The organism is Streptomyces sp. NPDC097129, from assembly GCF_055668065.1.
Window position 1 is genome coordinate 45,166 of sequence record NZ_JBVOQE010000005.1, and the last position, 20,546, is coordinate 65,711.

General features: G+C 72.7%; 16 protein-coding genes. 10 read left to right on the forward strand and 6 right to left on the reverse strand.

Features of this window, described 5'->3' with window-relative positions; genetic code table 11:
* Positions 1-104: 104 nt before the first annotated feature.
* Together rpmG and AC0B9F_RS16365 are read left to right on the forward strand one after the other, a co-directional pair.
* On the forward strand, positions 105-269 hold the full coding sequence (gene rpmG, locus AC0B9F_RS16360) for a 50S ribosomal protein L33 (RefSeq protein WP_472003088.1): 165 nt from the start codon (positions 105-107) through the stop codon (positions 267-269).
* A gap of 376 nt (positions 270-645) precedes the next feature.
* Complete coding sequence (locus tag AC0B9F_RS16365; protein ID WP_472003090.1) at positions 646-1,629, forward strand: hypothetical protein; 984 nt, start codon at positions 646-648, stop codon at positions 1,627-1,629.
* 159 nt (positions 1,630-1,788) lie between these two features.
* Here the strand turns inward: AC0B9F_RS16365 and AC0B9F_RS16370 are convergent, their stop codons facing one another.
* Positions 1,789-2,508, reverse strand: a complete 720-nt coding sequence (locus tag AC0B9F_RS16370) for a TetR/AcrR family transcriptional regulator (RefSeq protein WP_472003092.1) — start codon at positions 2,506-2,508, stop codon at positions 1,789-1,791.
* A 284-nt stretch (positions 2,509-2,792) separates the two neighbouring features.
* On the opposite strand from AC0B9F_RS16370, the gene AC0B9F_RS16375 reads away from it, so the two are divergent.
* The 6 genes from AC0B9F_RS16375 to AC0B9F_RS16400 all read left to right on the forward strand — a co-directional run bounded on the left by AC0B9F_RS16375 (position 2,793) and on the right by AC0B9F_RS16400 (position 11,348).
* A complete protein-coding gene (locus AC0B9F_RS16375) occupies positions 2,793-3,701 on the forward strand; it encodes a carbon-nitrogen hydrolase family protein (RefSeq protein WP_472003094.1) in 909 nt (302 codons plus the stop codon).
* A complete protein-coding gene (locus AC0B9F_RS16380) occupies positions 3,698-5,062 on the forward strand; it encodes an APC family permease (RefSeq protein WP_472003096.1) in 1,365 nt (454 codons plus the stop codon). The genes AC0B9F_RS16375 and AC0B9F_RS16380 overlap by 4 nt, the downstream gene beginning before the upstream one ends.
* A 67-nt stretch (positions 5,063-5,129) precedes the next feature.
* Positions 5,130-6,077, forward strand: a complete 948-nt coding sequence (locus AC0B9F_RS16385) for a hypothetical protein (RefSeq protein ID WP_472003098.1) — start codon at positions 5,130-5,132, stop codon at positions 6,075-6,077.
* A 210-nt stretch (positions 6,078-6,287) separates the two neighbouring features.
* On the forward strand, positions 6,288-7,232 hold the full coding sequence (locus tag AC0B9F_RS16390) for an ABC transporter ATP-binding protein (protein WP_472003100.1): 945 nt from the start codon (positions 6,288-6,290) through the stop codon (positions 7,230-7,232).
* On the forward strand, positions 7,229-8,587 hold the full coding sequence (locus tag AC0B9F_RS16395) for an ABC transporter permease (protein WP_472003102.1): 1,359 nt from the start codon (positions 7,229-7,231) through the stop codon (positions 8,585-8,587). Before AC0B9F_RS16390 ends, AC0B9F_RS16395 begins: the two co-directional genes overlap by 4 nt.
* A 4-nt stretch (positions 8,588-8,591) precedes the next feature.
* Positions 8,592-11,348 (forward strand): alkaline phosphatase family protein, encoded by a 2,757-nt coding sequence (locus AC0B9F_RS16400; RefSeq protein ID WP_472003104.1) that lies wholly within the window; start codon positions 8,592-8,594, stop codon positions 11,346-11,348.
* 84 nt (positions 11,349-11,432) lie between these two features.
* Here AC0B9F_RS16400 and AC0B9F_RS16405 read toward each other — a convergent pair whose 3' ends face one another.
* On the reverse strand, positions 11,433-12,941 hold the full coding sequence (locus AC0B9F_RS16405) for an MFS transporter (RefSeq protein ID WP_472003106.1): 1,509 nt from the start codon (positions 12,939-12,941) through the stop codon (positions 11,433-11,435).
* Between the two features lie 515 nt (positions 12,942-13,456).
* On the opposite strand from AC0B9F_RS16405, the gene AC0B9F_RS16410 reads away from it, so the two are divergent.
* Positions 13,457-15,106: a sigma-70 family RNA polymerase sigma factor gene (locus AC0B9F_RS16410; protein ID WP_472003107.1), complete on the forward strand. Its 1,650-nt coding sequence runs from the start codon at positions 13,457-13,459 to the stop codon at positions 15,104-15,106.
* On the opposite strand, the gene AC0B9F_RS16415 is transcribed toward AC0B9F_RS16410, so the two are convergent.
* A complete protein-coding gene (locus tag AC0B9F_RS16415) occupies positions 15,103-15,852 on the reverse strand; it encodes a hypothetical protein (protein WP_472003109.1) in 750 nt (249 codons plus the stop codon). The genes AC0B9F_RS16410 and AC0B9F_RS16415 overlap by 4 nt on opposite strands.
* An 832-nt stretch (positions 15,853-16,684) precedes the next feature.
* On the opposite strand from AC0B9F_RS16415, the gene AC0B9F_RS16420 reads away from it, so the two are divergent.
* Positions 16,685-17,677, forward strand: a complete 993-nt coding sequence (locus AC0B9F_RS16420) for a helix-turn-helix transcriptional regulator (protein WP_472003111.1) — start codon at positions 16,685-16,687, stop codon at positions 17,675-17,677.
* A 28-nt stretch (positions 17,678-17,705) separates the two neighbouring features.
* Here the strand turns inward: AC0B9F_RS16420 and AC0B9F_RS16425 are convergent, their stop codons facing one another.
* The 3 genes from AC0B9F_RS16425 to AC0B9F_RS16435 form a co-directional block, all read right to left on the reverse strand.
* Positions 17,706-18,023, reverse strand: a complete 318-nt coding sequence (locus AC0B9F_RS16425) for an ANTAR domain-containing protein (protein ID WP_472003113.1) — start codon at positions 18,021-18,023, stop codon at positions 17,706-17,708.
* 289 nt (positions 18,024-18,312) lie between these two features.
* Complete coding sequence (locus AC0B9F_RS16430; protein ID WP_472003766.1) at positions 18,313-19,407, reverse strand: PP2C family protein-serine/threonine phosphatase; 1,095 nt, start codon at positions 19,405-19,407, stop codon at positions 18,313-18,315.
* A 79-nt stretch (positions 19,408-19,486) separates the two neighbouring features.
* Positions 19,487-20,212: a GNAT family N-acetyltransferase gene (locus AC0B9F_RS16435; protein WP_472003115.1), complete on the reverse strand. Its 726-nt coding sequence runs from the start codon at positions 20,210-20,212 to the stop codon at positions 19,487-19,489.
* Between the last annotated feature and the right edge of the window lie 334 nt (positions 20,213-20,546).

A 20,546-nucleotide genomic window follows, 5' to 3' on the forward strand; every position in this document is an offset into this window, starting at 1 on the left:
CCGTCCCGCAGGGAATGCCAGGCCGGCCACCCCCGTTACAGCTCTCGTGGCTGGCATGCACCGACCAAGATCATGGTGGTGTCGGTCCGGGAAAGGAGAGCCCCATGGCACGCAGCACCGTGCGTCCCGTCGTCCGGCTGAAGTCGACGGCCGGGACCGGTGTCACCTACGTGACCCGCAAGAACCGGCAGAACGACCCCGACCGGCTGGCCTTGCGCAAGTACGACCCGGTGGCCGGGCAGCACGTCCTGTTCCGCGAGGAGCGCTAGCACGCGCGCGGCAGGCGGTGCCGGGCCCGTGTCTCACGCGAGGCCCGGGCCCGTCCGGGTTCCGGCGAGGGTGATCAAGACGTGACCTGCGCGGGGGGCAACCTCCCGGGGTCCGTCGAGGTCACCTGGTCATGATCCGACGCCTTGCCCGTACCGCTGCGCTGCTCGCTGCCGTGTCCCTGCCGCTGACCGCCTGCTCCGGCACGGAGAACGCCCCGGCCGCCGCTCCCGCCGCGCACCCCGTCTTCGGCCAGAAACTGGACCGGCAGATCTTCCTGGCCCTGCGCCGGACGCAGCAGGCGGGCAACGCCGCCTTCACCCAGACGATCACCTTCACGTCGAAGAAGGGCCGCGCGGTGCAGCGATCAGCGGACGGATGGACTTCGCCAAGGGAGCGGGCGCGGCGACGACGAGGTGGGAGCTGTCCAAAGGGCTCTCGAAGGACGTACGGGACACCGTCCTCGGCCTGACCCCGGGCAAGGGCAACGCCGACGCCTCCGGGAGCCTGCTCGTCGACCGGCGGACCATTCGCTACCGGGCCGGGTCGGCGGCGTACTGGCTGGAGTACCGCACCGGTGACGCCGAACCGTACGCGGACGACACCATCGACGCCCTGCGCGGAGCGGAGGCGCCGATCGGCGGAACGCTCCTCGAAGGGCTCGGAGCGACGGTGGCGACGTCGCAGCGCACCGACGGCCCCGGGCGGGTCTACCAGGCGGAGATGCCCGGTTCCACGGTGTGGGACGTGTTCCCCGACGACCTCAGGCGCCACCTGTCCGCCGGGTTCGATCGCGTCATGTCCTACCGGACCAGCGACCCGCTCCCGGCGACCGTCTCCGTCGACGGCCAGGGACGCGTCACGCACGTGCGGACCGACTTCTCGGCGACGCTGGGGAAGAAGGGCAGCGCCTTCAAGGACATGACCTCCCTGACGATCGATCTCCGTCTCGCCGGACACGGCACCTCGCAGCCCGGCATGAAGGCCGACAGGCCCGTGCGCCCGGCAGGGGAGGCGGTGCGCGGCGTCGAGGCGGTCGAGCGCGGCGGCTGCATCGACTTCAGCACGGGCCAGCGCTACATGGCCACCGTCGTGGTCGTGCCGTGCACGGGTCCGCACGACGGCCGGGTCTTCGCCCAGGAGAAGTTCGGCGCGCGACCCTACCCGGGCGCCGAGGCGGCTCGGCGGGAGTCCGGTGAGGCCTGCAGCAACGCCTACAGCCACTCCTTTGGCACCTGGACCTCCGAGTCGGACGAGCCCGGCCGCTTCTGGTTCATGTGGTCCACCGAGGACGAGTGGAACCACGACCGGGGCCACGCCTCCTGCTACGTGGTCACGCCCCGGGGCGCCGCCGAGAAGTAGGCCGGAGGCATCCCGCCCTTGTAGGACCGTCCCCGCGCGTGGCGCAGGAGACCTGCGACGCCGAGCTCGGTGGCGGGCGGCACGGGCGCGGCAGCGCGCCGGTGTAGACGACGAGGTGAGCGCACGCGTCCCGGCGCCGTCACGGCCAGGGGAGGGCCCTTACGCCGCGGCCCGTTCCACCGCCGCCAGGACGGCCTCCACGGCCGTGTCGTACAGCGCCTTCGGGTCCACGGCGCTCAACTCGTCGATGTGGGCCCGGGTGACGGGGTAGTCGCCCTCGGGGAGCCGGGCGTAGACGCGGGTCCAGGTCGTGCTGTCCTTCTCCCGGACCTCCGGGTCGAGCGAGCTGAGCGCGGCCGAGTGGGCGCACAGGCCCAGCGAGGTGTCGACGAAGGTCCGGTAGAAGAGCACGGTCCGGGCGGGCGGCAGCCCGGCCCGTGCCAGGGTGGCGAGCTGCAGTTCCACCAGCCGGCGCTCGGCCGGGCCGCCGGTGGTGCGGGCGAACGTCAGCGTGGTGATCGCCGGGAGCCGGGTCTGGACCTGCCAGGTGGCCTCCGCGATCCGGCGCAGGGTGTCCTGCCAGGACTCGCCGGCGGGCGTCTCGCCGATCGCGTCGAGGATCATCTCCATGGTGCGCTCGCTCAGGGCGAGCAGCAGCTCGTCCTTGTCGCGGAACAGCCGGTACAGGATGGTGACGTCGACCTCCAGCTCCTGACTGAGCCGGCGCATCGTCAGGCCGCCGACGCCCTCGCGCTCGGCGAGCGCGAAGGCGGCGTTCACGACGGCCTCCTGCCGCACGCTCCTGTGTTCGCGCCGCCCCGTGCGCCCCGTGCCGTCGGGCTGCTTCGGGTGTGCGGCGCTCGCCGTCTTCTTCGGCATGGATCTCCTCGCTCATGGCTGCGACGGCGGACCGGGCCACCGGGCGCCCGGAACGCCGGCCTGCCGCGAAGCGACCTTACCAATGGGTACGCACGGAAACTGCCAACACCGTTGACAACAGCGTTGGAGTCGGGTTCCTTGGTCGCACCGCAACGGCCACCGGGCGCCGAGCCCCGGCTGCCCGCCGAACGCGCATCGGCCACCGGACGCCGCACCCCGGCCACCGGCCGATCCGCACCGGCCGCCCCGCGGTACCGTCCCGCCGCTCCCCAGTCAGGAACCCGATGAGCCGACACCTGCGCCTGGCCCTCGTCCAGGCCCCCGCCGAGTCCTTCGAGCAGTTCGCCGAGGGTCTGCGGCGGCGCATGACGTCGCCCAACCGCGCCGACCTCGTCGTCTATCCCGAGGCCCATCTGTACTCACAGGGCACGGAGACACTGACCGAGGAGGAGATGTACGCGGCGCACGCGGAGCCGCTGGGCGGCCCCCGGGGCAAGGCCCTCGGCGACCTGGCCCGTGAGCTGGGCGTCTGGCTGATCCCGGGCACGGTGCTGGAGCGGGCGCGGGACGGCCGGGTGTACAACACCGCCGTCGTCTACGGCCCCGACGGCGACCTGGTCGCGCACTACCGGAAGATCTTCACCTGGCGGCCGTACGAACCGGTGTGCCCCGGGCGCGAGTTCGTCGTCTTCGACATGCCCGGCCACGGCCGGGTCGGCCTGTCCGTCTGTTACGACAGCTGGTATCCCGAGCTGACCCGGCACCTGGCCTGGATGGGCGCCGAACTGGTCGTCAACGTCGTCCAGACACCGACCGCGGGACGCGCCCAGGAGATCCCCGTCAACCAGGCCAACGCCATCGTCAACCAGGTGTGGGTGGCGAGCGTGAACGGGGCCGCGCCCACCGCCCACGGCCGCAGTCTCCTCATCGACCCCGAGGGCCACATCCAGGTCTCCTCCACCGGCGCGGAGGACATCACACTGCTCAGCGTCGTCGACTTCGACCGCGTTCCCGCCGCCCGCAAGTACGGCACGAGCGGCGACTCCTGGCCCTGGGACCACTTCCGGCCCGGTGACAGCCCTCTGGAGCTGCCGCTGTACGGGGGCCGCATCGACCCCGCGACCTGGCGCCCGGCGATCTCCCGCGAGACCCCCGCCGCGCTGCGCCCCGCCGAGGGGAGCGAGGCCCGATGAGCGAACAGGTGAAGCTGTCCGGCCGGCTGTCGCTGGCGTCGGTCGTCACGTTCGGCCTGGCCTACATGGCGCCCAGCCTGGTCATGGTGATCTTCGGGGTGATCTCGAGCGCCAGCGCCGGCACCGCGCCGACCGCGTTCCTCGTGGCCACCGGCGCGATGTTCCTCACCGCTCTCAGCTACGCCAAGATGGCCCGGCACTACCCCGTCTCCGGTTCCGCGTACTTCTACGCCCGCAAGCTCATCGGCGCCCCGGTCGGCTTCCTCGTCGGCTGGGCCGTCCTGCTCGACTATCTCTTCCTGCCCATGGTGGCCTGGCTCGTCCAGTCGCTGTACCTGAACGCGCAGTTCCCGGCAGTCCCGGTGTGGGCGTGGATGCTGATCAACGCCGGTCTCACGACGCTCGTCAACATCATCGGCCTCACCCTGACCGACCGCGTCAACAAGCTGCTGACCGCCCTCTCCGTCCTGCTGGTGCTGCTGTTCGTCGCCTACTGCCTGGTCCACCTCGCCCACCACGCGCCCTCGTCGTACACGGCGCCCGTGTGGAACCCCGCGACCAGCCTCGGCGGCCTGTCGGCGGCGGCTGCCGTCGCCGCCTACTCCTACCTCGGCTTCGACGCGGTGACCACGCTGTCGGAGGAGACCCGGGACGCCGAACGCACCATCCCGCGTGCCGTCGTCCTCGTCATCGCGATCGGCGGCCTGCTGTTCGCCGTGGTGGCCTACCTCATGCAACTGGTCCACCCGGGCGGCGTGTTCGGCAACCCGGAGATCGTCGCCTACACGATGTCCGTCGAGGTCGGCGGCCAGACCTTCGCCGACTGGACCAACCTGGCCGGCATCGTCGGCGGATTCGCCTCCGGTCTCGCCGTGCAGCTCAGCTCCAGCCGCCTGATGTACATCATGGGCCGCGACGGAGTGCTGCCCAAGCGGGTCTTCGGCGCGCTGAACCCACGGACCATGACGCCGGTGTACTGCATCCTGCTCACCGGAGCGATGTGTGTGCTCGGCCTCCACATCACCCTCGCCACCGCCACGTCGTTCATCAACTTCGGCGCGTTCCTGGGCTTCACCGTGGTCAACGTGTGCGTCATCACCTACTGGGCCCGCCACCGCGGCACCCGCGGCGTCACCTTGCTCGGTTACGCCGTCCTGCCCGCCCTCGGCGCCTGTGTCACCGTCTGGCTCATCACGCGGCTCAGCCCGGCCGCGCTCACCATCGGCGGGTGCTGGCTGGCCGCCGGATGTGCCTATCTCCTGTGGCTGACCCGGGGGTTCAGCCGTCCCACGCCCGAACTGAGCACGGACGACACCGCGGACACCGGCCGCCCCGCGGCCGAGACGGTGTTGGGCACCTGAGACAAGCATCCGGTAACGATCCCTGTGCGCACCTTGTGCCAGGTTGCACCGCTTCTAGCATCCGATCATGCTCTTCTTCTCGCCTCGCGGCCGCACCCCGCGTCTCGCCCCGGAACTCGACGACGCCGACCTCGGCAAGCTGCTGAAGCGTCTGCTCTCGGCTTCCAGGCTGAACATGGCCGGGGGGACGGAGATCTGCGTGGCCCAGCTGGCCCAGGTTCTGGAGCAGGACTCCCAGAACACCGACCGCAGGGCGCACCGTCTGTCCGTCCTCGCCGAGTTCCTCTCGGAGTCCCATCTCCCCGGCGCCTGGGCGAAACGGGAGCCGCGCAACGCCCGCGCACTGCTGCTCAAAGCCTGGAGGGAACTCGTACAGGGCCGCGGCGCCGGCCGCATGACCGATGCCGCGGCGAGCTGGAAGGCGTGCCTGCTGGCCGCCGAACTCGAACCGGAGGATCCCTCGCCCTGGGTGGTGATGCTCGGCATCGCCCGTCTGGAGCGCTATGCCGAGCGCGAGGTCTTCGCCGTCTGGAACGAGATCGTGGCCCGGGACCGCTGGAACCGCGAGGCGTATCTGAGCATGCTGGGCTATCTCAGCCCGCAGGAGGCCGGCTCCCTCGGCCAGGTCCTCGAATTCGTCGGTTCGCTGCGCACCCGGATGCCGGCGAACGCCCCGTGCGCGTCCGTCGAACTCGCGGCGCACCTCATGCAGTACCACTCCGCTCTGGCGCGCGGCGGAACGGAGGCACTGCTGGCGCGCAACCACTGGAACAGCGAGCGGGCGGCGCAGTTCCTGGACCGCGCGCTGGTGACCTGGCCCAGCCCGGCGTTCTTCTCCCACGCGGCGGCCGTCGCCGACCTCAACCTGCTCGCCTACGCCCTGACGGCGGCCGGCGGACCGCGCCGGAGCGCGCCGGTGTTCGACGCCATCGGAGGGAGGGTGACCAGCTGGCCCTGGCGCGTCGACGGCGACCCCGTCGCCGCGTTCGAGACGGCCCGCGGCAAGGCACGCTGAACGGGGCGGGGCGAGCTGCCCAGCAACTCGGGCGCCTTGCAGGCGTGCCGACATCGTGACCTATTGGCCAATTAAGGCCGGATATCGGCCTCTTCGCGCCCGAGTCCTTGCGAGGCCTTGACGATCTGTTCGACCGGGGTTCAACCGGCTGTCGTCGCCCGAGCTGTGTGCCCTCCCTAACGTCCCTGAGCGTTGCGGAAGAAGGGACTCATGGGCACACACCTCGTGGTCCGGGCTCGCGGGATCACCAAATGCTTCGGCGAAGTCGTCGCCCTCGACGGCGTCGACCTCGATGTGACACGAGGTCAGATCCACGGCCTGGTGGGACCGAACGGCGCCGGCAAGACGACCCTGCTCGGCCTGCTGCTGGGCCTGGCCGCCGCCGACAGCGGCAGCCTGACCGTCCTCGGCACACCCGTCGGCCGGGCGCTCGCCGCACCCGACGGCGTCGCCGGCTTCGTCGACGGACCCGGGCTCTACCCGTCGCTCACCGCCCGGCAGAACCTCGCCGCGCTGGCCGCCCTGCGCGGCCGCGACGCCCGCACGGCCGGCATCGCCGACGTACTGGACCGGGTCGGGCTGACCGACGTCGCCGACGACCGGGTCCGCGGCTTCTCCCTCGGCATGCGGCAACGGCTCGGCCTCGCCGCCGCCCTGCTCACCCGGCCCCGCCTCCTCGTGCTCGACGAACCCGCCAACGGCCTCGATCCGGCGGGCGCCCGTCAGGTGCACGGCGTGCTCACCGCTCTCGCGGCCGAGGGGACCGCCGTCGTCCTCTCCAGCCACCGCATGGACGACCTGGAAGCCCTGTGCTCCGAGGTCACCATCCTCGCCACCGGCCGCGTCGTCTTCTCCGGCCCGCTCGGCAAACTCGCCGCCGACAACCGCGCCCTCGACTACCGGCTGCTCACCTCCGACCCGCGCACCGCTCGCCGGCTGGCCGCCGGCACCGACGGGGTGCACATCGCCGACGACCCCGTGATACGGCCCGACGGCGAGGCGATCGTCGTGCGCGCCGCCGTGGCCGCCTTGGACGCGCTGGTGTCGGCGCTCGTGCACGCCGGTGTCGCGGTGCGCGAACTCGCGCCCGTCGTCTCACCGTTGGAAGCCGCCTTCCTCGCCCTGACCGAGCAGCAGCAGGAGGCCGGCCGATGACCGCGACCGTCGCCCGTGACAGCGTTGCCATCACCCCCCGTGTGTCCGTGCCGCGCGGCTACCGCTTCGAACTGGTCAAACTCCTCTCGCAGTGGCGGATCCGGCTGCTCGTCCTCGCCTGCTGGCTGGCGCCGGGGCTGTTCGTCGCCGCGGTGAGCGGGCAGAGCACCCTCCCCGTCGACACCCTCTTCGGCCGCTGGATGCACGCCACCGGCTGGGCCGGGCCCCTGGTGCTGCTCGGCTTCGCCGGCACCTGGGCGCTTCCGCTGCTGACCTCGGTCGTCGCCGGTGACGTGTTCGCCGTCGAGGACCGGCTCGGCACCTGGCGCCATCTGCTGGTGGCAGTGCGCTCGCCCCGGCGGATCTTCGCCGCCAAGGCACTGGCCGGGCTCACCGTCATCCTGCTGACGGTGGCCGGACTGGTCGCCTCCAGCGTCGTCGGCGGACTGCTGGCGGTCGGCAACCAGCCGCTGGTCGGCCTCGACGGCCATCTGCTGACCCCGGGCGACGCCGCCGTCAAGGTCCTGCTCGCCTGGGCCTGCGCCCTCGCCCCGACCCTGGCCCTCGCGGCGATCGGCCTGCTCGGTTCCGTCCTGCTCGGCCGGTCCCCGATGGGACTGCTGCTGCCCGCGCTGGTCGCCCTCGCGATGCAGCTCGCCCAGATGCTCCCGCTGCCCGTGGCGGTACGCCTCGCCCTGCCCGGCTACGCGTTCATCTCCTTCAGCGGCCTGTTCACGAGCCCCACCCAGCCGGCGCCGCTGCTCATCGGCGTCGCCGTCAGCCTGGTGTGGGCGGCGACCGCGACCGCGCTGGCGTATGTCCTGTTCGTGCGGCGGGACTTCACCAACCCGGCCTACGACGGATCGGCCCGCCGCGCCGTCACCGCCGGCGTCCTGCCGCTCGTCGCGCTGGTCGCCGCGGGCGCGGCCGTCGTCGCCGCGGCCACCGGCGCCGCCGGCTCCGGGATCGACCAGGACAAGCTGCAGCGCTCCCTGGCCACCGAGTTCGCCCATCTGTACCGGATGCAGACCGAGCAGCTCAACCGGCCCGACGTCACCGAGGCCGCGTTGAAGGCCACGGCGGCCTGCACCAAGGGCAGCCTCAAGGTGGCCGCCGAAGGGCCCGGCAACGACTGGCGCTGCGTCGTCACCTGGCACCTGCCCGGCATCCAGGCCGCGGGCACGGCGGTCTATCAGCTGGACGTCACCGCGGACGGCCGCTTCATGGCCGACGGCGACGGACCGAAGGAAGTCAACGGCTACTTCCTGGTGAGCACCGAGACCGGTGACGCGCCGAACCCCCTCTGGCAGTTCGACGGCAACGTCGAGCTTCTCCCCGCCACCTCGAAGGGATGACTCCATGCAGGTAACACGCCGTCGCCGGCGTGTCGAGAAGGACGCCCCCGGCCTTCTCGTCAGACGCCTCGGCCGCCGGATACCCCTGGTCACGGCAGGCACCACCGCTCTCGCCGTCGTGGCCGCGGGCGTCGCCTACGCCCAGACCCACCAGTTCGGCACCGACCAGGTCGGCCAGAACACCGATCAGGGCCAGGTCATCTCCAGCGACCAGTACATCGCCCCCTACGGCGACCGCCTCGTCATCAACGACGGCAAGATCATGTCGTCGTCCCTCAGCCCGGACGGCACCCACCTCGCCGCGGCCGTCACCGACGGCGGCAGCGCGCTGGCCCTCGTCGACCTGAAGACCTACAAGGTGCAGCAGGTCGTTGGCACCGCCGCCGCCTCGAACCCCCGCCTGAAGAGCAACAGCGTGGGCCAGGAAGGCCCCACCTACTCGCCCGACGGCAAGCAGCTGTGGCTGGGCCAGACCGACGGCTACACCCGCTTCACGGTGAACCCGGACGGCACCGTCACAGCGCCGACGTCCATCACCATCCCGGCGGACGGCGCCCAGCACGCGCTCGTCGGCGAGCCGGTCTTCTCGCCCGACGGCTCCACGGTGTACGCCGCGGTCAACGGCCAGAACCGGGTGGTCGCCCTGGACGCGGCGACCGGTGCCGTCCGGCAGAGCTGGGCCGTGGGCAACGCGCCGCGCGACATGGTCCTGGCCGGCGGCAAGCTCTACGTCAGCAACGAGGGCGGACGCCCGGCGAAGCCCGGCGAGACCACCATGAACTCCTACGGCACCCAGGTGCCCGCCAACCCCAGGACGGGGGCCACCACCACCGGCACGGTCAGCGTCATCGACCTGGCCCACCCCGCCGCCGCGCCCGGCAGCATCGACGTCGGCCTGCACCCGACCGCCCTGTACGCCAAGAAGGGCGCGCTGTTCGTCACCAACACGGCCACCAACGACGTGTCGGTCATCGACACCGCCCGTGACAAGGTCGTCCAGACGATCGCCACCCAGCCGTGGCCCGAGGCGTCCGTGGGCTACGAGCCGGACGCCGTCACCCTCACCGACGACGGTCACCTGCTGGTGGCGCTCGGCCGCGCCAACGCGGTCGCCGTCTACCGCTACACCAGCCCGCAGGAGCCGGTCAGTTACGTCGGTCTGCTTCCGACGGACTACTTCCCCTCCGAGATCGCCACCGCCGGCAACCAGGTGTACGTCTCCAACACCCGCGGCATCGACGCCCGCCGCCCCACCACCAAGGGCGGCCACGCCACCCACGACACGACGTCGAGCGTGCAGCGGTTCACGCTGCCCGACGACAGCGTCACCCGCGCGCAGACGGCCAAGGTCTTCCAGCAGAACGGCTGGAACGGCGGCCGGGTCGCGTTCAGCCAGGCCCGCGGCAAGGCCCGGCCGGTCGCGGTGCCCAACCGCCTCGGCGACCCCTCGACGATCAAGCACGTCTTCCTCATCGTCAAGGAGAACCGGACCTACGACCAGCTCTTCGGCGACATGCCGCAGGGCAACGGCGACCCGTCGGTGACGCAGTTCGGCGAGAACGTGACGCCGAACCAGCACGCCCTGGCCCGGCAGTTCGGCCTGTACGACAACACCTACGACATCGGCACGAACTCCGCCGAGGGTCACAACTGGCTGATGCAGGCCGACGACCCGGAGTACACCGAGTCCTCGGCCGGTGAGTACCAGCGCAGCTACGACACCGAGAACGACGCCCTCGGCCACCAGAAGTCCGGCTTCCTCTGGACGGGCGCGCAGGCGGCCGGGAAGTCCGTGCGGGACTTCGGCGAGTTCCAGTCGGTCGAGAGCAAGCCGGCCGGCGCGACCTGGCAGAACCTGTACTGCGACGCCAAGGACATGGCCGCGACCGGCAAGCCGACCGCGTACCCCATCCAGACCGGCTCGACGATCCCCTCGCTGAACGCCGTGTCGGCGCCCGGCTTCCCGATGTTCGACCTCGACGTCCCCGACGTCTACAAGTACGAGATCTGGAAGCAGGACTTCGAGAAGAACGGTCCGGCGAACCTGAACATGTTCTGGTTCTCCAACGACCACACCGGCGGCCCGGCGAGCGCGAGCGCGCAGGTGGCCGACAACGACCTCGCGGTCGGCCGGGTGGTCGACGAGATCTCCCACAGCAAGTACTGGAAGGACTCGGCGATCTTCGTCGTCGAGGACGACTCCCAGGCCGGTCTCGACCACGTCGACGGTCACCGCGCCCCGATCCAGATCATCAGCCCCTGGGCCCGGCACGGTGTCGTCGACAGCCACTACTACACGCAGATCACCATGATCCGGACCATCGAGCAGATCCTCGGGATCCACCCGATGAACCAGAAGGACAGCGCGGCCACCCCGATGCGCGGCGCCTTCACCCCGCGCGCGAACCTCACGCCGTTCAAGGCGCTGCCCAACCGGGCGTCGCTGACCGACGGTCTGAAGACCCCTCCGGCCTGCGGCACGGACACCCCGGCACCGCAGAACCCGCAGGCGGCGGCCGTGCCGTCGGCGAAGGTCCCGGCGGACAAGCGGCAGCTCGCCGCCCAGTGGGACGCCTGGAAGGCCAAGCAGCGCCTCACCGGGCCGCACGCGGTGCCGGACTTCGCCAACCCCGCGCAGCTGAACCACTTCACGTGGTACCAGACGCACGAGTGGAAGAAGCCCTACCCGGGCGAGAGCAAGATCTACGCCCCGCAGGACGTGCCCGGCGCCGCCATCCCGTCGGCGGAGTCCGACGGCTGACGCGGCCCACGGCCCGCGCTGGACGACAGGCCCCCGGCCGGCAGCACGCCGGCCGGGGGCCCCGTCCGTAGGAGGGTGGTCCGGTCAGGGGTGCCGGGCGTGCACCGGGTCGTGGGCGACCTCGTCCGGGCACTGCCCGTGCGCCTCACGCGTGCTCCGGTCGCGCCGCCAGTCGAACGTGGCCAGCGCCAGCGACGCCAGCATGCCCGCCAGGGCCGCGGCCAGCGCGGTGACGACGGCACGGCGGTAGTCGTCGCTCCGGCCCAGCACCAGATAGAACAGACCCGGCAGGGCGGCGGTGCCCACGGCCGCGCCGAGCCGCTGCCCCGTCTGCAGGGCGCCGCCCGCCGCGCCGGCCATCCGCACCGGCACGTCGCGCAGCGTCAGGGTGATGTTCGGGGAGACGACCAGGCCGCTGCCGACACCGCCGACGAGCAGCAGCGGGGCGGCCAGCCAGGGAGCGACGTCCAGGGGCGCGAAGAGCAGCAGCAGCGCGGTGCCGCCCAGGCCGACGGTCACGCCGGCGAGGCCGCACACGGTCAGCAGCCGGCCGAAGCGGTCCACCAGCCGGCCCGAGCCCACCGCCGCGCACGCCGAGCCGAAGGCGAACGGGGTCACGGCCAGCCCGGAGTGCAGTGGCGTGAAGCCCAGTCCGCGCTGGTAGAAGAGGGCGAAGACCAGGAAGACACCGCTGAAGCCGACGAAGTACAGCGTGCCCACCGCGGCCCCGGCGGCATACCCGCGCACGGTGGTGAACAGCCGGGGATCGAGCAGCGGCTGGGCGCCCCGCGCGACGAGCCGGTGCTGCCACCAGGTGAAGGCGGCGAGGACCGCGGCTCCGGCCGGGAACAGCCACCACACCCGGCCGATGCCCCCGGAGTCCGCCTGCACCAGCGGATACATCAGCGCCAGTACGCCGAGCCCGAGCAGCACCACGCCGGGCCAGTCCACCTGCCCCCGGCCCGAGCGGCGGGTGCGCGGCAGCAGACGGCGGCCGAGCAGCACCGCGAGGATGCCGATGGGCACGTTGACGTAGAAGATCCACCGCCAGCCCTGCGCGCCGGACGCCAGGGCCAGGATCGCGCCGCCGGTGATCGGGCCGGCGGCGGCGGAGACACCGACGGTCGCGCCGAAGAAGCCGAAGGCGCGGCCGCGTTCCGCGCCGCGGAACATCTGCTGGATCAGCGCGGAGTTCTGCGGCGCCATGAAGCCGGCCGCCAGGCCCTGGGCGAGGCGGGCCGCCACCAGCAGCGTGATGTCGGGGGCGGCCCCGCAGGCCGCGCTGAACAGGACGAAGCCGCTCAGGGCCAGCAGGAAGATCCGCCGCCGGTCCAGGGCGTCGCCGAGCCGGCCGGCGGTCACGAGGGCGAGGGCGAAGGTGAGCGCGTACCCCGACACCACCCATTGCACCTGCGCCGGAGAGGCGTGCAGGTCGCGCTGGATCGTGGGCAGCGCGACCGCCACGATCGTCACGTCCAGCAGACTCATGAATCCGGCCACCAGAGTGACCCACAGGGCCCGCCAGCGGTGCGGATCCGGCCGGTACCCGGCGTACGGGTCCCGGTCGTTCACCGCTGACACCTGCGCTGTCACAAGGGCTCCTTCCACCCGAGGCACCTGTGGAGACGAATCAGGTTCCCCCACCGGAGTACGGGCACACACGGGTGCCCGCAACCCGAGACGCCGGCTTCGTGATCACCGGCTGTGGATGGCGGCGGTGGTGAAGAAGCCGGTGGCCGCGGCGGAGATCAGGGCGCAGACGGCGAGCAGTGCGGTACGTCGCATGGACGGGTTTCCTTCCGTGTGAGGGGTGTTCCTAGTGAGGGGCATTTCCTGTGCGGGCTGAGGGAGGTGACGGACCTGCTCAACGCCGGTCGCGGCCGTCCCGCATCGCCGCGGCGGCGGCCTCCACTCGAACGGACGCGCCGGACGGGCCCGCCCTCCACCGGGCGGCGCAGCCCTGTGTGACCTGCTTCCTTGCGCGCCCGACGTCCGATGCGGTGACCTCTCCTCGCACGTCTGGGCGAAAAACCGTTATCCGGCGTTCCCTCCGGGATCTCCCATCTGACGGACCACGACGTTCGACGTCGACGACAGGGGAGCTGCGCATGAACACGGGGCACACGATGGATCCGGCGGCACTGGTGACCGCCGCCCGGGACGGCGACCAGGCGGCCCAGGACGCGCTGGTCGGCGCGTTCCTGCCGCTGGTCTACAACATCGTGGGCCGGGCGCTGAACGGTTCGGTGGACGTGGACGACGTCGTGCAGGACACCATGCTCCGGGCGCTCGGCTCCCTGGACGCTCTGCGCGACCCCGCGAGCTTCCGCTCCTGGCTGGTCGCCATCGCCATGAACCAGGTGCGGGCCCACTGGCACAAGCAGCAGCCCGCCCAGGGGCCGGTGGAGGAGGCGTGGGACGTCGCCGACCCGGGCGCCGACTTCGTCGACCTGACGATCGTGAAGCTCCAGCTGTCCGGCCAGCGGCAGGAGACCGCGCGCGCCACCCGCTGGCTGGAGCCCGACGACCGGGGACTGCTGTCGCTGTGGTGGCTGGAGAACGCCGGCGAACTGACCCGGGCCGAGGTCGCCGCGGCGCTCGAGCTGACGCCGCAGCACGCGGCGGTGCGGGTGCAGCGGATGAAGGCCCAGCTGGAGGCGGCACGGGTGGTGGTGCGGGCACTGGACGCGCGGCCGCGCTGTCCACAGCTGCACGCCGGCCTCACCGGCTGGGACGGCCGGCCCTCGGCGCTGTGGCGCAAGCGCGTCGCCCGGCACGCCCGCGGCTGTGCCCGCTGCTCGGGTCTGTGGAGCGGCCTGATGCCCGCCGAGGGCCTGCTGGCGGGCCTGGCGCTGGTCCCGGCCGCCCCCTGGCTCCTGGACCGGATCCGCTCCGCCGGCGGCACTCTCGCCCTGACCGGGGCTGCCGACGCGGTGTCCGTACGACCGGGCAGGCACGGCGGGACCCGGCCGCTGTCCCGAGGTGCGGCGCGTCGCAGGCGGCGGCTGCGTCGGCGGGCGGCCGGCGGTGCGGTCGTCGCGGCCTGTCTGGCCGGCGGCGGCCTGATCCACCTGACCGTCCTGCCCGGCAGCGGCAGCGGCAGCGGCAGGGACGAGGGGGCCGTCGCCGCCCGCAGCGTGGAACCGGCGATCCTGCCGGAGCTGGCCACGGCCGCCCCTGACGCACGCACCTCACCGCCCCCTTCCGCGAGCCCCGGCCTCAGCGCCGGCCCTGCCCCGGCCCCGTCCGCGTCGGATTCGCCGAGCGCGAGCCCCACGCGCGGCCCCAGCACGGCGGCGCCGACGCGCCGCGCGGCGCGGCCGACGCCGTCGAACCCCGCCCCGGCCCGCGGCGCGGCCGCCCGGCCCGCGGGCTCCGACCCGGCCTCGCAGGTGATCGCTCTGGTCAACAGGGAACGCCGGGCGGCGGGCTGCGCCCCCGTCACCCAGGACAGCCGGCTGACCGACGCCGCCCAGGCCCACTCCGACGACATGGCCGCCCGGAACTACTTCGAGCACGACTCGCCCGACGGGACCGACCCCGGTCAGCGGATCACGGCCGCCGGGTACCGCTGGTCGACGTACGGGGAGAACATAGCCAAGGGGCAGCAGACGCCCGACGCGGTGATGACGTCCTGGATGAACAGCCCCGGCCACCGGGCCAACATCCTCAACTGCTCCTTCCGCAACCTGGGCGTCGGCGTCCACGACGGCGACGGCGGCCCCTGGTGGACCCAGGACTTCGCCACCACCCTCTAGCTCATCAACGCGGCCCGCGGCCCCATCACCACCACCGGCTGCTTGGCCGCGTCCAGGACGCGCAGCAGCGCGAGCATGTAGGACCTGTCCATCGCCACGCACGCGTTGGTGGGGCCGCCGTGGTCCACGTGGAGCCACACCCCGCCGCCCTTGTCCTCGCCCAGGGGCCGCGTCTCGTCCAGCGGGCTGCTGCCCGGGAGCCGGTTGTAGTCGATGGCGATCACATAGTCGAAGGCGCCGTCCAGCGGTTCCCCGAGGTGGCCGGTGCCGGAGGCGGTGAAGCCCTCGTCCTGGTCGTACGGCAGCCGGGCCCCCGGGTCGGGCAGCAGCCCGCCGGCGTTGCTGAGACGGAAGACGCCGATCGGGGTGCGCAGGTCGTTCAGGTCGTGGTCGTCGGTCCAGCCGCGCAGTCCGTTGCGGGCGGGCCAGGGACCGGCGACGGCGTGCCAGCCCAGGCCGGGCGTCTGCTCGTAGAGCACCACACTGGCCTCGTTCGTGTCGGCGGTCGCGCCGCTGACCACCAGCACCTGCCGCGAGGCCGCCGGGACACGGGCCCGCATGGCCGGTCCGACGCCGGGCAGGGGCCGGAAGACCGTGCGCGGGGGAGCGGACCGGGCCGTCGGCCCGCCGGCCGGCGACGCGGCGTGCGCGGACGCCCGCCCGGCCGGGCGCTCGCATCCGGCGGTGCCTGGCACCGCGACGCACACGGCTGCGACCAGGAAGGCCAGGGCCTTGCTGCGGTTCACTGCGACCTCCGACGGGGGCGTGGACGAGTGATGCATAACCACCTCGTCCACCACCCTGCGCGCCGACCCCGATTCCTCCCCCGTATGGCACGCCGCCGGGGCGGAGCGGTGGCTTGGGCCGCCCGCTCAGGCGTACGGCGGCGGGGGCGGCGTACCGCATCATGGCGCCCACGGGCGGCGCGTCGAGCATGTCCACCAGGGGCTGGCCCCACAGCTGTGTGGCGTCCAGCCAGACGGAGGCGTCGGTGACGAAGCCCTGCCGTACGGCGCCGCCCCTGATCACGGACGGGGCCTGCTCGATGCGCTCGGCATGGGCGCGCAGCGCCCGCAGCGCCTCTTGCGTGCCGGCCGTGCCCCGGTCTCCGCAGCCGTCGAGGCAGCCGTGCCCCGTCCGCAGTCATCGAGGTGGCGTGACCGAGTGATCAGGCGGCGAGATCCGTCGTGCGCGCCTCTTCGGCGCCGGCGTACGCCGCTCACGCTGCGCGAGAGCGCGCTGGTGGTGCGCCTGGTCCTCATCTCCCCGCCGGCGCTGCTGGACCGGCTCGCCGGGCCGGGCTCTTCCGTCACCTGGATGCGCACCTCGGTGTTCACGGTGGCTCCTTCTGTCGTCTCCCACCCCGGTTGCCCGTGGCGCGACGCGGTCCCGGAGCAGCAACGCTGCCGCGTAGATGTTCCCTGCGCGGGCCGGACGCAAGACCCGGGGAGCGAACCGCCGGGTGCCGGGCTGTCCGGAAAACGAACCACTCCGCACTTCCCAGGCCGCATCGTCGCCCGCCGACGGGGTAGCGTCACAGGGCATGCACTGGCTGCCGACGCGCGTCCCGCAGCCGGGGTGACCAGGAACTTCTCATCTAGCCGGGGCGGTGACGCGGTGGACTCGCTGGTGTTCGACAGTCAGGACCTGGCCGAGACGGAGGACTTCCTGTGCCGGGCCTATGCCCGCATGACGATCGGCAGCAGCACACCGAAGGACAGCACGGCGCACATCCGCCGCGACACCATGCCCTCGGTCAGCGTCGACGAGCTCGACCTCGGCTTCGAGATGAGCTACGCGGTGACCCCGCTCGGGAAGATCTGCCTGTGCATGGTGCACGAGGGCACCATCCGCGACCACGTCTTCCAGGGCGTACGGGACGACTTCGGCCCCGGCGACATGGTGCTCTTCGCACCCCCGGACCTGCCCTACGCCGGACGGATCTGCACCGCCCGCTACAACATCACGATGCTGGAGAGCGCCCTGCTGGACCAGGTCGCCGCGACCGGCCCCGCCCCGCTCACGGAGCCCGTCCGGCTGACCGGTCACCGGCCGCACTCCCCGGCCGCGGCCCGCCAGCTCAAGAGCACGATCGTCTATCTGCGCGACCACGTCCTCGCCGACCCGGCCGTCGCCGCGCAGCCGCTGATCGCCTCCACCAGCGGCCAGCTGCTCGCGGCGAGCGTCCTCGCCGCCTTCCCGAACACCGCGCACACCGATCCCACCGCGCAGGACCGGACCGACGCCCACTCCACCACCCTGCGGCGGGCCGTCGCCCATATAGAGGACCACGCCCACCAGCCCCTCACCGTCGCCGACATAGCCGCCGCCGCCCATGTCACCGTCCGGGCCCTGCAGTACGCCTTCCGCCGGCACCTGGACACCACCCCGCTCGGCTACCTGCGCCGCGTGCGTCTGGCCCATGTCCACCAGGAGCTGCGGGCCGCCGACCCCGGTGCCACGACCGTCGGGGACATCGCCGCACGCTGGGGGTTCGCCCACCCCGGCCGGTTCGCCGCCCTCTACCGCGAGGCCTTCGGCACCAGCCCGTCCAGCACCCTGCGCGGCTGAGCCTTCAGACGCGCCGGCCCGGCGGCCCTCACTGGCCGTCCCCGGGCCCGGAGGGGTGCGTCCGCCGCTCCAGCGCGGTGCGCAGGGCCCGGCCGGTCTCCGGCGGCAGCCATCCGCAGTGCGGCCACTGCACGAGGTGTGCCGCCACCTCCCGCAGTTTGGTGTTCGTGTGCTGGGAGACCTCCTTCAGGACGCTCCAGGCCGACTCCGGCGGCAGTCTGCCCCGGGCGATCAGGACCCCGATGGCCTGATCGACGACCGCGTGGGAGACGACCGCCTGCTTCAGCTGCTCGATCTCCTCCTGGAGGGCGAGGATCGTGCGGTTCTGGTCCTCGTGCTGGGACATGGCGGTGCTGCTTCCTGAGGCGACTGTCTGCTGGTCACCGTGCTCCTGCCCGCGCTGTGCGCCTCCTGGAACGCCGTAAACGAAGACCTGCCGCGGTGCCGGTCCAGAAAACGAAATGATCGATTCCGCCGGCCGGGCCGGGGCCAGCCTCCCAAGGACGGGCAATGACGGGCTTCCGCGTCCCCGTGGCGGGCTCCGGCGCCCCCGTGGCGGGCCCCGGCCTCCCCGTGATGGGCCCCGGCATCCCAGTGACGGACTCCGCCGTCCCGGAGACGGGCCGGGTGCCTTCTCACCCCTCCCGGCGGGTGATCGTCACGGCCGCGGCGTCGTCGCCGAGGCGGCCGTGGGCGTGGGCCATGAGCTCGTCGCGCAGGCGGCGCAGCAGGTCGTCGGGACGTTCGGCGGCCCAGACCTCGACGCGGTCGGACAGCGGGAAGAAGACGCCCCGCTCGTCGCGGGCCTCCAGGATGCCGTCGGTGTACAGCAGCAGCACGTCACCGGGGCGGAACGGGAACGACTCCACGGTGTAGACGTTGTCGCCGGACAGCCCGCCGAGACCGAGCGGGGGCGCGATCCGCTGGACGGGCAGCGGCTCGGCGTGCCCGCCCCTCAGCAGCAGGGGAGCGGGGTGCCCGCACGCCACCAGGTGCACGACGGGCTCCCCGTCGGGGAGGTCCAGCACCAGGGCGGTGGCGAACGCCTCCTCGGTGTCGGGGGTTCCCGGCGGATTCCACTGGTGGGATTCCCAGCGCATGCTGCCGTCGAGATGTGTGGCGAGCCGGGGCAGGGTGGGCCGGCGGTGCGCCGCCGCGCGGAAGGCGCCGAGCAGCAGCGCGGCATGGGTGATCGCCGGCAGGCCCTTGCCCCGCACGTCCGCCACCAGCAGCCGGGTGCCGTCCAGGGTGCGGACGGCGGCGTACAGGTCCCCGCCCATGGTCGCCTCGTCCTGCGCGGCGAGATAGAGACAGGCCAGGTCCAGGGGGCCGCTGCGCCGGGGCAGCGCGGGGAAGAGCACCTCCTGGACGGCCTGGGCGACCGTGCGGCTCTGGGTGAGCTGCCGCTCACGTCTCTCCCGGACCAGGCAGAACACCACGATGAGGCCGGACACCAGGACCAGGGCCCCCACCTGCGCGGCGAGGTTCTCGGTGCCGAGGACACCCCGCGACACTCCGATCAGGACCTGCGCGGCGACGGCCAGCAGGCCGATCAGCGCGGTGAGCCGGGGGCCGGCGAACGCGGCGGTGAGCGCGGGCGCCGCCACCAGCAGCGGACCCAGGTGGACGTCCTCGGGTGCCAGGACGTCCACCAGGTACACCGCGACGACCAGCCCGATCGGGATGAGGACCAACGCCCGCCCGGATCGCGTCCGCCGCAACTCCTGCAGGGGCACACGCCATGATCTCACCTACGCCGCCGCGCCACCACATGCCGTCGGGTGCCGCGAGGTGCCACCGGGGAGGCGCTCAGGCGGGCACGAGCCGGTCGTCGAGGCCGCCCGGCCGGGGCCCGGTGCCGTGTGCGGCGGCGAGGGCGGGCCGGGTGCGCGCCGCCGTCAGCCGCAGCTCGATGAGGGCGCGGACGGCGGGCCACTCCTCGTCCAGGATCGAGTAGAACGCGGTGTCGCGCACCACTCCGTCCAGCCCGCGCGAGTGGGCCCGGCGGACGCCCTCGCAGGTGGCGCCGATGCGCTCGATCGCGGCGCGCGAGCGCAGGTTGCGGGCGTCGGCGCGGAAGCACACCCGGCGCAGCCGCCACGTCTCGAAGGCGTGGCGCAGCATGAGCAGTTTGGCCTCGGCGTTGACACCGGTGCCCTGGGCCCGCGCGGACAGCCAGGTGTTGCCGATCTCGGCGGCGTCCGGGACGGCGGTGGCCGGGTCGCCGTGCGGATGGCCGGGCACGGCGGGCCACACCAGGGGGCCCTGCCAGTAGTCGAGTTCGAGGAAGCGGGTCGATCCGACGACACGTCCGTCGCCGGCGCGGACCACGGCGAAGGGAAGCGCCCGTCCCGCCGCCTGTTCGGCGAGCGCGCGGTCGACATAGTGGGCGGCCCCGTCGGTGCCGTACGGGACGGGGGTGAACGCATAGGAGCTGCGGTCCTCGGCCGCGGCTTGAGCCAGACCCTCGACATGGTGCGTCGCGAGGGGCTCCAGCCGCGTCAGGCGACCGCTGAGAACGACGGCAACGGGCACGGACCTTCGGTCTTTCTGGTGTGGGGGCCCTCCCGGCCACCGGTGGCCCGGGGGGAAGGGGGGAGAGACAGGATGCGTCAGAGGTCCCGTTGTACGAGCAACGAGGACGTGAAGGACAGTAGACGGCCGGATGACGTGAATCCGCAAGGCGCGCGCGGTGTTGTCGGCGCAGGTCACCGGCGTCCGGGACGCCAAACCCGGCATGCGTGCACCATCATGTCGGGCGGCGCCGGCGACCTGGAGGCCGCGGTGCCGGGCGCGGCGAGTCCCGGGGGAATTCCGGGTCACCGCTGTTGTGCCGGATTCCTTGACCGCCGCTCCCCTCTCCGCGATG